Consider the following 12,825-nt stretch of genomic DNA (forward strand, 5'->3'; position numbering starts at 1 on the left):
CGGTGCAGGACTCCGGCGACTCAGCGCTCGCTGTCCAGCGTGGCCATCAGCGGGGCGGCATAGCGCTCACCGGCCGCCGCGCCCGCCGGGATCGCCTCCTCGATCTCCTTCAGCGTCTCCGCGTCGAGCGTCAGGGTGGCCCCACCCAGCGACTCCGTCAGCCGCTCCCGCCGCCGGGCTCCGACGAGCGGCACGATGTCGTCGCCCTGGGCGGCGACCCAGGCGATCGCGACCTGGCTGGTGGTGGCGCCGAGCCGCTCCGCCACCCGGCCCAGGGCCTCGACCAGGCGCAGGTTGGCCTCCAGGTTCTCGCCCTGGAAGCGCGGCGAGTGGGCGCGGAAGTCCTTCCCGCTCAGCTCACGCGTGGGCGACCAGTGGCCGCTCAGCAGACCACGGGAGAGCACGCCGTACGCCGTCAGACCGATACCCAGTTCCCGCAGCGTCGGGATGATCGACTGCTCCGGGCCGCGGGAGATCAGCGAGTACTCGATCTGGAGGTCGCTGATGGGCGCCACCGCCGCGGCGCGCCGGATCGTCTCGGCGCCCAGTTCCGACAGACCGATGTGCCGGATGTAGCCGGCCTGGCGCATCTCCTCCAGCGCCCCGATCGTGTCCTCCACCGGGATGTTCGGGTTCAGCCGGGCCGGGCGGTAGATATCGATGTAATCGGTCTCCAGCCGCCGCAGCGAGTAGGCGAGGCGGTCCTTGACGGCTTCCGGCGACACGTCGTACGGCACCGGCTGGAAGGCGCCGTCGGGGGTACGGCGGGAGCCGAACTTGACGCTCAGCACCACGTCCTCGCGCCGCCGCTCCCGCAGGGCACGGCCGATGAGCATCTCGTTGGCGCCCGAGCCGTAGAAGTCGCCGGTGTCGATCAGGTCGACTCCCGCGTCGATCGCGGCGTGCAGCGTCGCAATGCTCTCCGCGTCGTCGGCCGGACCGTACAGGTCCGACATTCCCATGGCACCCAGGCCGATGGTGGAAACCTCCGGGCCAGACCGGCCGAGCTTGCGCCGACTCACAGACATGACGGTTCTCCTCGTATGAAGGGTGTTGCGTTCGGGGATGGACGAAGGTGAGGGACTCTTGCCGCGGCGAACGCGGGAAGGTCTGGTTCAGATGCGGCCGAGCAGACGGGTGACACCCATGCGGCGGGCCAAGCGCAGCCGCAGTTCCTCGGCGGCGCCGTTGATGATCTCGGCGCCGTAGTCGGAGCCGTCGGCGACGGCCCGACGCGGACGCTGCCCCACAGGCAGTCCGACGACCCGGACGACCTCGTCGGCGACGATCTGGGGGTCGGCGCTCACGCCGTTGACCATCATGCGCTCGGTGTCCTCACCCATGGAGGCGAGGAAGGGCGCGATCTTGTCGTACGCGGCAGTGCGCTCGGTGTCGGCGGGGAATGCGGCGTTGGCGAAGTGCGCGGTGCCGTGGGTGAAGACGCCGGGCATCACGATCGTGGTCTCGATGCCGTAGGCGGTGACCTCCCAGGCGGTCGACTCGGCGAAGGCGTCGAAGGCGGCCTTGGCGGCGGTGTACGCGGCGAGGAAGGGCGGGATGGCGCGGGTCGTGCCCGAGCCGATCCACAGCAGCAGGCCCGACTCCTGGCGCCGCATCACCGGCAGGACGGCGCGGTTGACCCGGAGGGCGCCCACGGCGTTCACGTCGAAGGAGCGGATCACCTCCTCCGGGCTGAACGCCTCGGTCACGCCGACCAGCAGGTGGGCTGCGTTGTGCACGACGACATCGATGCCGCCGGCCTGCTGTACGGCCTTCTCGACGGCGGCGGCGGCCGACTCCTCGGAAAGAACGTCGAGTTCGACGACCGACAGCTCGCCGGGGGCGTCCTTGGCCTGGGCAAGCAGGGCCTGGGCCTTCTCTGCGTTGCGGCCCTGCGGGTCGCGCATCGAGGCGAAGACCCGATGGCCGGCCTGGGCGAGCGAGACGGACGAGAGGGCTCCCATACCGGTGCCGGCGCCAGTGACCAGAACCGTGTGCGAGGACGCAGTGGACATTTTTCTTCCTCTCTTGAAGATGACGCCGACGCCGGGATTTCAGGCCGAATCGTCGCTCACTAATCTGATATATCAACGATAACACAGCATCGATCACGGTCAGGCGTTATCATCTATCTCATGACAGCAATCGACACGACCCCGCAGCCGCGCGAGCGCATCCTGCGAGCGGCAGCGGACCTGCTGGCCGAGGGCGGACGGGAGGCGGTCTCCACCCGTTCCGTCAGCGCGGCCGCAGGTGTGCAGGCACAGACGATCTACCGGCAGTTCGGCGACATGCAGGGCCTGCTCGACGAGGTCGCCCGGCGCGGTCTCGCGGCATATCTCGCCGAGAAGCAGGCCAATCTCGCGTCCGGTGACCCGGTGGAGCAGCTGCGCCGTGGCTGGGACCTGCACGTCGCCTTCGGACTCGCCAATCCGGCCCTGTACCGGCTCCTCTACACCGACCCCCGGCCCGGTGAGGGCGTCGCGGGGACGAACGAGGCGTACGGCATCCTCCTGCAGCTGGTCACCCGGGTCGCCGAGGCGGGCCGGCTGCGCAAGGGCGTCGAGGAGGCAGCGGTGATGATCCAGGCCGCCGGCATCGGTGTGACGGTCACGCTGATCGGCGCCCAGGCGACCGGGGGGCTCGCCGACCACGAGGGGCTGTCGGAGAGCACACGGGAGGCCGTGCTGGCGGCCGTGGCTACGGACGGCGCGGAGCAGGCCCCCGCCGAGGACACGCGTGCCGCCCGCGGTGCCCGGCACGCCGTGGCCCTCAAGGCCCTGCTCGACGAGACCGAGGAAAACCGTTCTTTCACCCCCGGCGAGCACCTGCTGCTCACGGAGTTGCTGACCCGGCTCGCCTCCAGTCCGACGCCTGGCAGCAGCAGCTAGTGCTGTGGCCGCTCCCGCCTGCGCCGAGGTGCATCCCCGGCGCGGGTCCACAGCCCCGGGCCACTCCCCCACGCCCGCCCGCCGCGACTCCCCTCTGGCCGAGCCGCAGAGCCCGGCCCGGCGGCCCGGCACCGGTCCGGCCCCGCTGCCAGTCGCGGTCCGCCGGCCCTCAGCGACAGTCCGGCGTTCGGCTGCCCGGGGGATCACCGGTCGCCCCCCCCCCGCAGCCGTGAACGGGAGGCCGGCGATGCGGTACGCCTCCGACTCCTCCAGCGTCTCGTGCTTCAGCAGCGCCTCGGCCAGGGCGTCCAGTTGGTCACGATGGCCGCGCAGGGTGCGGCGGGCTTCCTGGTAGCACCCCTCGACGATCCGGATGGCATCCAGTGTCTCGCCCCTGGGGTGGGGGTAGCCAGACATCCCAGGACTCCTCACTGCTGTCCGTGACCTCATGCTGACGTAAGGGCTGTCGGTCGAACATCACACATATGAGCGATAAGGGACCCAGTAAGTGACTCTCCTGTTGTCATCCATCTGGATAGCACTCATAGCTTGTGTTTTATGACCTGATGCATGAGAACCGACTACCGATGATCCGCGCCAGGAATGATGTGAACGGCATGTTCGGCATCAGCCTGTTCACAGCGTCGTCATCATCACCCAGCTGTGGGGGGCCGGCCGTCGATGACGGGTGCGAACGCGCTCGGCTCGGTGTCCCACCTCGCCCTGCCGTCGCCGTACGCCACCGGTGCCACCGTCTTCGGGATCGTCCACGGCCTTCCCGTCCGGGGCTTCGCCATGATGCGGCTGGCGCTCGCCGCCCGGCTCACCCCGCGCGGCAGCTTCCGCGGCGCCCTGTTCTCCCCTGGCACCCGCGCCCGCCACCGGACGGTGATGAAGAAAGTACGGCGGCCGGACTCGTGACCGCGACGGTCCGGCCGCCGCCCACGACGTTCGATCTGTTGTTGAGCATTGATTCACCACGAGTCGCCGGAGGGGTCCGGAAGCCGAGAGCGCACGCGCGCGAGGGGTGCCCGAAGACGTATGGCCCCACAGGGACGACAGCTTCCAGCGCCGCGCCCGAGAGAGGTGGCAGAGAGCCGGAGCGCGACGGGCGTGCTTCCGCGAATGACCCTAGGCGATGCCGTTGTGCCCTCAAACCAATTCCGGGCGGGTATACGCACCAGGTACACCTTCACGAGACGCACAGAGGCGCTCGGGGCAGGATGTGGGTCTGCAGTGAGAAAGTCACTGATGATACTTACTAGTTGCTCACATACGGAGGTTCAGCCGGCACACTGGTCGGCATCCCCACGACCTGTGCCGAGGATGTTCTGGCGCTCACCCGCGGACATTCCTCCCCACACCCCGAACCGCTCCCTGCAGTCGAGGGCCATGGTGGCGCAGGCCTCGATGACCTCGCACCGGCTGCAGATCCGGCGGGCCCGCTCCTCCCGCTGTCGGCGCTCGCGGCCCTTCTCCCCCGAAGGGGAGAAAAAGACGGTGCTGCTCATTCCGCGGCAGGCCGCTCGTTCCTGCCATTCCCAGTCACTCAGCAGGGGTATCAGTCCGGTTCGCATCTTCTTCCTCCTTCCTCCCCCGCGCGGCCCGAACTCCTGGCCGGCATACGGGGTTTCACTCCCTTTATGCTCGTTTCGACGGGCTTCGTGAAGCATCCGTCAGATGACTGGCTTTGGGGCGGCCCATTAATGTCCCGTACATGACAACTGCCGCTCGGCCCGCGGTCAGGCAGGCGCGGTCGCCACCGCCGTGGAGCGGGCGGCTCACGGCTCAGTCGTCGGCAGAGGAGCGGGCGGTGAGGGTGCCTTCGCGCGTGTCCGTTCCCTCCGGGTCCGTCCCCCGATCGGTTTCGAGGCTCGTGTAGAACACGGAATGCCCCTGCTTGAGGCGCTCCGCGCTGCTCCGAGCGACAAGTCCCTCGAGGGTGGTGCGCACAACGGTCGTCTTGATGACACGGTCCGGGTGAGCCTCGCTCAGCGCAGTAGCGATCTCCGCCGCGGAACACGGCTCCGACTGCTCGGCAAGGTAGGCCCGGATCAGGGCCACCAACGTCGGCGTCTGCTGCTTCCTCCTGCTGGTACCCGGCGCGGAGACGGTGGGGAGGTCGTAGCCCTGGACAGGGGTGGACATGGGGACCTGCTGAAGGGGAATGCCGCTCTGCAGGGCCTGCTGCATGGTCGCAAGCACAGTGTGATCGTGCTGCAGGGACAGCAGACGAGCCTTGAGCGTCTCGATCTCGCTTCGGACCTGGTCCTGCTCCTGCACATTCTGTTCGAGATCATTTGTCAACTGGGAACTGTATTGCGTCAGCAGTTCGGTAGTGGTCAGCTTGGCTTCAGGCATGCCGCAGACCCTCCTTGGCTCGGCTCTCGGACGAAGACGCTGTCGACGTATGTCATGCGGCTACTGAGGGGGCGTTCTCAGGCGCTCCCACAGATACTACGCCCGGTCTCATTGCCTGGCTGGCCCGGTCTCACAACCTGGCTCAGGCTGGTGTCATCACTGATGGGAAGTGAACCGAGCGCCCTAGCATCAGAAGTCAACTCACTAACTGGTCGACACACCAGCCCAAAGTAATGCTTGCTTCCTCATCGAGTGATGAATCTTGTACCAAGTCACTGAATCATCTGCGTAAGCTCGCTCCAGTCCACGTCCGCCATCTCCCGGCCCCGTGGAACCACGGCGTAGGACTGGGCGAGCCACTGGGCGACCGGCCTGGCGGGCACCTCGAAAAGTGCTGTACGGCCGGTGCGGGCCTTCCCTACCTGGATCCAGAGGGAGCGTCGGCCCGCGCGGTAGACCGGCCATATCTCCACATCCCCCTGACCGGATCTGGCGGTGAGTCCCTCGGCCAGCAAGTCGCGGGCGAACACCCACCGCACCGGATACTCCCCGTCGGAGTCGAAGACCAGGGTGACGGCAAGCGGATCACCGGAGTTGAACGCGAACTCACACGCAATCGGCAGGGGCAGTCGCCGGGCGGCCCATTGTGTGATCTGGATCGTGCGGTGGCACTTCCTCATTTCAAACCTCCTGTAACCGAGTGGATCGCCCGCCTCACTGTGCTGGGAATTGCCCCGCAACATGGCGAATCGGCCCTGGGAAAGCCGCGTATCGCGGCGAGCCTCTTATTCATTGCAGCGGGCGCAGAGCCCTACCGCACCGACGCGAGGCGCCGACAGCCTCTACCAGACCGGTAAGAACCAGGGTAGAACCGGCAATATACGCCAACTGACTCAGGGATGAAAAGGGAAAAGCGGTCATGAAAAGACCGACCGAGACGATCACCGCATTCAGCAGGTCGTCATAGGCGACGACACGACTGACCGAGGACGGCATCATCGAAACCGCCATCGTGAAGCCGCGAAGGAGCAGACCGAAGCCCGTCCACAGTCCCAGCAGGAACACGGAATCGGCGTGGCCCCGGAAGAAGGAGGTCGCCAGGAAGAGAACGACAAGGCCGCCGGCGGTCAAGAGCCACCGTACGAACCGCGGCACCCTCGCTTCCTGCGCGGCGAACACCTGGAGTATCCCCTGTACGGCGAACTGCACCCCGAACACGACTCCCATGTCGCTCCGGGTCAGTCCCGGCGTCACCACCAGGGTGGTGCCGACACTCACCGAGATCAGGGCTCCGGCCAGCCGAGTGACGCGTCGACGTACACGGATCCCGCGGACCACGCTCGCCATCGCCCGGTACGGAACGGACTGGTCCTCGAACCGCGCCGTTTGCAGCTGCGCCATCGATTCACTTCCTGTTTCTCCTGGCCGGGTGCTGTAGCGCATCCGGCGTGCGTCTTCATCGTGGTGACAGGCCTGACCAGTCGCCATCCGTCAGCCGGCGGTGACGGGCAGCCTGCCGCCGTCGGCTTGTGAGCCGCCGGTCGCGCCACGGGCGTTGTACGCGAGGGTGTTCTCGGCCCAGACCGATGTGGCGAGACTTCAGTGTCACGACCCGATCCACCGCCCCGCTGTAGCGCAACCTCGACGCCACCTACGGGACATCCCGGAGTCCGCCCTGGGGAGGACCCCACAATCGGGTGAAGCGACCTGCGCGAACGCCCGCGTCACAGACTGCCGGCCGCCGTCGGGGCGCAGGGCGGAAGGCTCGGTGGAGAGCCGCCCCGTGGGGTTGCCCCGACATCTCCCGTGGGGAACACCTGGACCACTTCTCAGGCAGTCTCGACAGCCAGGCCGACGCAGGATTGCCCACCATGTCTGATGACGCGGGGAAGGCCGCACCCCCTCTCACGAGGGGGTGGCTGCCCGATCGGCTGACGACGGGATGTCGCATGCCCGTCCCGCCCTCGGTCGCCGGCTCCCCAGGCAATGACGCCTTGCGGTTTCGCGCCCCCGTCGGTCGCAGTGAACCCGGACCCCTGGAGGTTGCCTTGAGCCAGGTGATTGACAACCTACGGACGGCGTCCGACGCCGTCGAGGAGGCGGCCTCGCTCCCCGTGCGCGGACGCAGAGCGGAACAGGAACGGCTCACCCAGTGGGTACGCCGTCACGTCCACCGCAACGGCGGCGGAGTCCTTTGGATCGAGGGACCGGCCGGTGCGGGAAGGTCCCGCATGCTGGCCTGTGCCGGAGCCGAAGCAGCCCTGGCCGTGCCGCCGCCCTTCCCGAGGTGGCCCTCGCCACGAGCTGGCGTGCCTCACTGCTGAGTCTCTCCGGGAACGACCAGGATGCGAGGGACCTGGTGCGGGAAGCGGTGGAAGAGGCGGAACAACGCGGTCGGCGGGCACTGCTGCCTTTGTGGCGGACCACTCAGGCCCGTCATCTGCTGGACGCCGGGCAGTTGGCCGTGGCGGAGCAGGAACTGGATGCAGCGGAGCAAGCGACCGCGGCCACCGGGCTGTCCTTCACCGGGGAGTTGGCGGCCCTGGCCACCAGGGCACGCGTGGCCTTCCACACGGGAGACGACGCGACGATCGAGGCCTGCACGGCGCGGGCCCACGTCTGTCTGTCGAGCAATGATCCGCAGCAGCGCCAGATCGGGGCCTGGATCGCCCTGATCACCGCTGCCTACCGCGATCGACATGTGACGGGTCATCAACTCAGTTCCGCTGCAGCATACTCGCGGCGCGGCCACGTCCACACGGCCGGTATCGATCCCGCGGACGCGGTCATGCTCGTCCGTGCCGCGCTCGTCTCCGGCCTGCGTGAAGTCGCGGCCTCCGCCGTCGAATTCGCCGAGAGCCGGGCGCAGCGCAATCCCCGCTTTCCCCTCTTCGAGGCAGTGGCCACGCATGCGCGCGGACTCCTGGAAGCCGACAGGGGCAGGCTCATGGACGCGGCCGAGCGGTACGGGAGCTCACGCCCCTTGCTCAGAGCGCAGGCGTGGGAAGACGCCGGCGGACTGCCGGCAGCAGCCGGATTCGCTGAAGCCCAGGCCTGCTTCGAGCGGGCGCTGGAGGAGTACGAAGCGTGTGGCGCCCACCGGGACAGCCGACGCGCGCGCAGCCGACTGCGCAAGCTGGGCGTCAGGCCTGCCGCGGCCGCCAACGCACCGGATATCGAGTGGCGCGGGCTGACCCGTCTGAACTGGGTGTCGTACGCCTGATCGCTCACGGGGCGACCAACCGGCAGGCGGCGGAACGTCTGTTCCTTTCACCGCACAAAGTGAACACCCATGTACGCCACGCCTTCGAGAAACTGGGCATCCGGTCGCGCGTCCAGTTGGCCCGCCTCTACATGCGGGAAGTCGACCAGCCCGCCGAAGTGGGCTCCTGAACTACGTGGCGCCACCCACACGAACCCTGTCGGGAAAACCCCATTGGGACTGTGTGGGTTGCGCTCGGCCGACCCTGGAGCCTTCTCGACAGATTGCCGTGCGCGATCTCACCAGACTGGGGAGCACGGCTTCGACACGAAAGCGAGAACGACATGTCTCACCACCTCGACTCCCCCATCGCCCGCCAGGACCCTCGCCTGGACATCACGGACCTGTATGTGTTCCGAGGTGAGCGGGGGACCGTGTTCGTCACGGACCACAGTCACTCGCTCGCCGGCGAGGACATCCCCCGAGGCCTGCACCCGGAGGGCAAGTACGAGTTCAAGATCGACTCCAACGGTGACGCCATCGAGGATGTGACCTACCGCTTCACGTTCGCCGAGGCCGACCCGAACGGCGTGCAGACCTATGAGGTGCGCCGACTGGCCGGGCCGGACGCCCGGGACGACTTCGCCGAGGGCACGGTCATCGGACGGGGCCGCACGGGTGAGACCCTGGAACTCCCCGGCGGCAGCCGGGCCTGGGTCGGCAAGGCTGGCGACCCCTTCTGGATAGAGCCGGACGTCCTGCACGCCGTGGGCCATGCCTACCAGGACGGCACCAAGGTCGACCTCTCCGCATGGGACCCGAAGCAGGCGTCGAACCTGTTCGCGGGCCACACCGTCTACTCCATCGTCCTGGAGGTCGCCGATGACGAGCTGCTGCCCGTCGCCGGTGAAGACCGCAAGATCGACGTATGGGCCGTCGCCTTCCTCGCCACGGACGCCGGTGGATGGCGACCGATCAACCGGGCCGGCCTGCCGATGATCCACCCCCTCTTCACCCAGTACAACGAGTCCCTCGGCGACCGTCTCAACGAGAACGCGCCTGTCGACGATGTCGAGCTGTACGGCAAGGCCCTCACCGAGTCGGTGGCCGGCGTGGTCCGTGCCTACAGTACGGCCGAAGACCCCTACGCCTACGCGAAGACGGTCGTGAGCAGGATCCTTCCCAACGTCCTGCCGCACGTGGTCGGCACGCCCGCCTCGTACGGGCTCGCGCAGTGGAACGGCCGAACGCTCACGGACAACGCGCCGGACGTGATGTTCTCCTTCGCCAGCAACACGCCGGTGACCCTCGGTATCGGCAAGGAGTCGATCACCGTCAAGCCTTCGAAGACCTTCCCGTACGTGCCGCCGGCGGCATGAACGGTCTGCCGTAACGAGCCGTGCGGACCTGCCTGTCAGGCCCGCACGGCTCTTCTCATGACCGCAGCCTCCCCCAGCCGGCCGCGCACGCATACACGGAAGAGGTACAACATGTCGACTCCCACGCTGAGGCCCCTCCCTCACCGGACCGGATGCCCGCGGTCCAAGGCTCCCTGACGAGGGCCGAGTGGTCACGCCTGGGAGGTGTCGTCGTCGTCATCGCCGCGTTGCACGTCGTCGGCTGGGGAATCCTCCTCACCGTCGTGACTCCCCACCACTTCACGGTGGTCAGAAAAGCTACGGAGTGGGCCTGGGCGTCACCGCTTACGTCCTGGGGATGCGGCACGTCTTCGACGCCGACCACATCGCGGCCATCGACAACACGACCCGGAAGCTCATGGACTCCAGGAAACGGCCCCTGTCGGTCGGCTTCTGGTTCTCCCTCGGCCATTCAAGTGTCGTTTTCGCCTTGTCCCTTCTCCTCGCTTTCGGGGTCAGAGGTATCGCCGGCACCCTTCAGGACGACAACTCCACGCTGCACAGCCTCACCAGCTGGATGGGCACGCTGGTCTCCGGGGCATTCCTGTACGTCATCGCCGTCATCGGCCTGTCAGGACGCGGGCACCTTGCAGCGGTCCATCCGTGTGGCGAATTCGCTCAGGTACTCCAGGCGCCACCGGCTGACGTGCTTCGCGCCGACCCAGGGACTCTCGGCGAAAGCCGGATCCTGATCGTCGGTCCACCAGTAGGGGTGCATGGTCGACGGCGTGCCGGCACGTTCGGCGGACGGCGGTGTGGCCGTGATCGCACCGGACAGGCCGTCGAGGTCGGGGTGATCGCTCTGGATCACGTACGGCCACACCTTCGGATCGCGCGGCGAGAAGCGGAATCGCAGCACGCGCCCCTCGTTGACGGCAGCCGGGAACGGGCCCGCCGTCCGGTTGTCGATCATCATCCGCGCCGTGTTCCTCGCGCTGTAGCCCTCGGGGACCTTGAGCGCGAACTCGACGACACCATAGACCTCCGCGGTGTCCCGCGCCGTGGTCAGCCGGTTGAATACCGTCTTCCTCCCGTCCCACACGCGGACATACTGGCCGCCCCAGCTCGGCTGCACCGGGTCCTGAGCACCATTCAAGTACCAGAGCACGGATGGGGTGTCACCCATCTTCACCTGCGCGGACTGGGCGGCGAAGAAGTCACCGAGGGCGCCGTGCCCCGCGATGTGCTGCTCCACGAACGCCTCGTTGCCCCACTCGCCGGTCTGATCGCCGCCGGTGAAGAAGCCGCGGTAGGTTGCGTTGGACTCGATGATCCGTAGTTCCGGATGGTGGGTCTCGATGTAGTTGTAGGCGTCCACGGCCCACAACTTGTTCGGCCCGCCTATGTAGTACACGCGGAGTTTCGGCAGGATGTCGGGGGCGTCGTGCAGCGCCTGGGCAAGGTCGTCGATGCCTCCCCAGACCAGGACGTTCAGCGGACGGCTGTCGCTCCTGCGTGCGCACTTCACGATCCATCGAGAGCCTTCGGTCGGCTCGCCGAAGCCTGCGCTCGTGGCCGTGTCGAACGCGCCCTGCTTGCTGATCGCGCGAAGTCGCCCAGGAGACGGATAGTGGGGCGAGTAGGTCTTCAGGTTGCGGTAGTCGTGTTCGTAGGCGTCGACGACACGAAGGATGTCGGCCTTGGTGCCGGGGCCGTACGGCGAGGACACCAGCCCCTCGATGTCCAGTCGGTCGGCGTACAGCAGGAGATGGACCATGGACTGGAAGTCGTCGAAGTCCGTGCCGCCGATGTCCGTCGAGACGAGCACGCGCGGGCGGTGCCGGTCGTGGCCGGCACCGTCACGGTGTCCCGGCTCCGGCGCAGCGAACGCGTGCGCGGCGGTCCCGACTCCGGTCCCCAGAACCATCAGGGCACCTGTCGCTGACCAAGCCGCTCGGTTCAGGAACTCTCGTCGCTTCATTTCCATACCGACGCCCTCCCTGAAGGGGTCAATGTTGATGTGGATGTGGAACTGGATTCGTGACACAGAGGACAGGCGGCAAGCAGGTACCTGCCGCCCCGACCGTGTCCCTCGGGCGGGTCTTCGAACCCCATGTCGATCCCGTGGTCGGCGGTCCGGTCCCGTGGCCCGCGCGCGTCCATGCCGGGCTGGACGCGCATGACCAGCACCGCGTTGAAACCCTTCTGCCGGCCGTCGGCCGCGTAGACGCATACGTCGTCCTCGGTCGCCCGCCAGGGCAGTGCCCCCGCGGTGTCGCCCACCAGGACGGCGGGGGTGCCGTCGGCGTGCACGAGGCTGCGGCCCTGCGCCGACATCCGCCAGAAGCCGTGCGCAGGACGACGATGCACACTTCTACCCTCGCGCGTGAGCCGTGCGAGCTGTACCACGCGTGCCCCGTCAGAAGCGGCTCTGGTGCACGTACGCAGAGCGACTACGTCGGGGGCAGCATCCAGATGGGCTGCGACGGTCGTGACGTCGGCAGCAAGCACAGAGTTCTTTCCATGCGGTGTTGGGCTCTCATTTCACGGACGCCGAGGCCTTGTGCAGCTCTTCTTGTCAGGTATGTCCGCGCTTGCGGGGTCGACGCTCACCGAGATCAGGTGGGAGCCCGTACACCACTTCACAGGACGCAACCCACAGGGCATAGCGCCCTTACGACTCGCTGGCTGCGAGTTCGGGAAGGACAGACACAAGGCGACTGGCCTTCGCCTGACTGCTGGCGGGCCCCGCAGAGGCGGCGCCGGTTCCGGTGACGGCGAGCGCGGTCGCCGCGGCGAAGATGTGCGGCGGTCAGGACCCTGCGGGCACTCCGGGTAGTGGTCGGACGCAGTTGTGTGGACGAGGTCAGAGCACTGCTTTGAGGCCGGCTGTCCAAGTGATACCTCTCTGAATGAAAATTCACTCGCGCCTAGATGTGCATCGACGGCCGCCATGTTTACCCCGCCGACACGTGGCCGTCAACGGTTCGGGACGAACCATCTGGCCCGGTGT

Annotated in this window: 13 protein-coding genes and 1 pseudogene; 6 read left to right on the forward strand and 8 right to left on the reverse strand. The window is 67.6% G+C overall.

Going from position 1 to position 12,825, the window contains the following annotated elements:
- Window positions 1–20: 20 nt before the first annotated feature.
- Together IEZ19_RS22415 and IEZ19_RS22420 are read right to left on the reverse strand one after the other, a co-directional pair.
- A complete protein-coding gene (locus IEZ19_RS22415) occupies window positions 21–1,028 on the reverse strand; it encodes an aldo/keto reductase (protein ID WP_189313062.1) in 1,008 nt (335 codons plus the stop codon).
- An 87-nt stretch (window positions 1,029–1,115) separates the two neighbouring features.
- Window positions 1,116–2,015 (reverse strand): SDR family NAD(P)-dependent oxidoreductase, encoded by a 900-nt coding sequence (locus IEZ19_RS22420; RefSeq protein WP_189313063.1) that lies wholly within the window; start codon window positions 2,013–2,015, stop codon window positions 1,116–1,118.
- Window positions 2,016–2,135: 120 nt separating this feature from the next.
- Between IEZ19_RS22420 and IEZ19_RS22425 the strand changes: the two genes are divergently transcribed.
- On the forward strand, window positions 2,136–2,891 hold the full coding sequence (locus tag IEZ19_RS22425) for a TetR/AcrR family transcriptional regulator (protein WP_189313064.1): 756 nt from the start codon (window positions 2,136–2,138) through the stop codon (window positions 2,889–2,891).
- Window positions 2,892–3,572: 681 nt separating this feature from the next.
- Window positions 3,573–3,812, forward strand: coding sequence for a hypothetical protein (locus tag IEZ19_RS22430; protein ID WP_189313065.1), 240 nt, complete (start codon window positions 3,573–3,575; stop codon window positions 3,810–3,812).
- A 362-nt stretch (window positions 3,813–4,174) separates the two neighbouring features.
- Here IEZ19_RS22430 and IEZ19_RS22435 read toward each other — a convergent pair whose 3' ends face one another.
- From IEZ19_RS22435 to IEZ19_RS22450, 4 genes are all read right to left on the reverse strand, one after another.
- Window positions 4,175–4,468, reverse strand: a complete 294-nt coding sequence (locus tag IEZ19_RS22435) for a WhiB family transcriptional regulator (protein WP_189313066.1) — start codon at window positions 4,466–4,468, stop codon at window positions 4,175–4,177.
- A 211-nt stretch (window positions 4,469–4,679) separates the two neighbouring features.
- The gene (locus IEZ19_RS22440; RefSeq protein WP_189313067.1) at window positions 4,680–5,252 is read right to left on the reverse strand and encodes a hypothetical protein; all 573 of its coding nucleotides are present in this window, start codon (window positions 5,250–5,252) and stop codon (window positions 4,680–4,682) included.
- Window positions 5,253–5,524: 272 nt separating this feature from the next.
- Window positions 5,525–5,932 (reverse strand): SsgA family sporulation/cell division regulator, encoded by a 408-nt coding sequence (locus IEZ19_RS22445; RefSeq protein ID WP_189313068.1) that lies wholly within the window; start codon window positions 5,930–5,932, stop codon window positions 5,525–5,527.
- Between the two features lie 109 nt (window positions 5,933–6,041).
- The gene (locus tag IEZ19_RS22450) at window positions 6,042–6,653 is read right to left on the reverse strand and encodes a DUF308 domain-containing protein (RefSeq protein WP_189313069.1); all 612 of its coding nucleotides are present in this window, start codon (window positions 6,651–6,653) and stop codon (window positions 6,042–6,044) included.
- A gap of 886 nt (window positions 6,654–7,539) precedes the next feature.
- Here IEZ19_RS22450 and IEZ19_RS50885 point away from each other — a divergent pair.
- From IEZ19_RS50885 to IEZ19_RS53110, 4 genes and pseudogenes are all read left to right on the forward strand, one after another.
- Entirely contained in the window at window positions 7,540–8,475 is a 936-nt protein-coding gene (locus tag IEZ19_RS50885; RefSeq protein WP_229840610.1) for a hypothetical protein, read from the forward strand.
- A complete protein-coding gene (locus tag IEZ19_RS50890) occupies window positions 8,433–8,645 on the forward strand; it encodes a response regulator transcription factor (RefSeq protein WP_229840611.1) in 213 nt (70 codons plus the stop codon). Before IEZ19_RS50885 ends, IEZ19_RS50890 begins: the two co-directional genes overlap by 43 nt.
- 153 nt (window positions 8,646–8,798) lie before the next feature.
- Window positions 8,799–9,833 (forward strand): DUF4331 family protein, encoded by a 1,035-nt coding sequence (locus IEZ19_RS22460; protein ID WP_189313070.1) that lies wholly within the window; start codon window positions 8,799–8,801, stop codon window positions 9,831–9,833.
- A 337-nt stretch (window positions 9,834–10,170) separates the two neighbouring features.
- Window positions 10,171–10,380, forward strand: a pseudogene (locus IEZ19_RS53110) (HoxN/HupN/NixA family nickel/cobalt transporter); the annotation flags it as partial.
- Between the two features lie 63 nt (window positions 10,381–10,443).
- Here IEZ19_RS53110 and IEZ19_RS50900 read toward each other — a convergent pair.
- Together IEZ19_RS50900 and IEZ19_RS22475 are read right to left on the reverse strand one after the other, a co-directional pair.
- Window positions 10,444–11,739: a DUF1593 domain-containing protein gene (locus IEZ19_RS50900; RefSeq protein ID WP_229840613.1), complete on the reverse strand. Its 1,296-nt coding sequence runs from the start codon at window positions 11,737–11,739 to the stop codon at window positions 10,444–10,446.
- A gap of 50 nt (window positions 11,740–11,789) precedes the next feature.
- Window positions 11,790–12,182, reverse strand: coding sequence for an apiosidase-like domain-containing protein (locus tag IEZ19_RS22475; RefSeq protein ID WP_229840614.1), 393 nt, complete (start codon window positions 12,180–12,182; stop codon window positions 11,790–11,792).
- Window positions 12,183–12,825 lie beyond the last annotated feature (643 nt).

Origin of the sequence: Streptomyces brasiliensis, assembly GCF_014647875.1 — a bacterium.
Classification (GTDB): Bacteria; Actinomycetota; Actinomycetes; order Streptomycetales; family Streptomycetaceae; genus Streptomyces; species Streptomyces brasiliensis.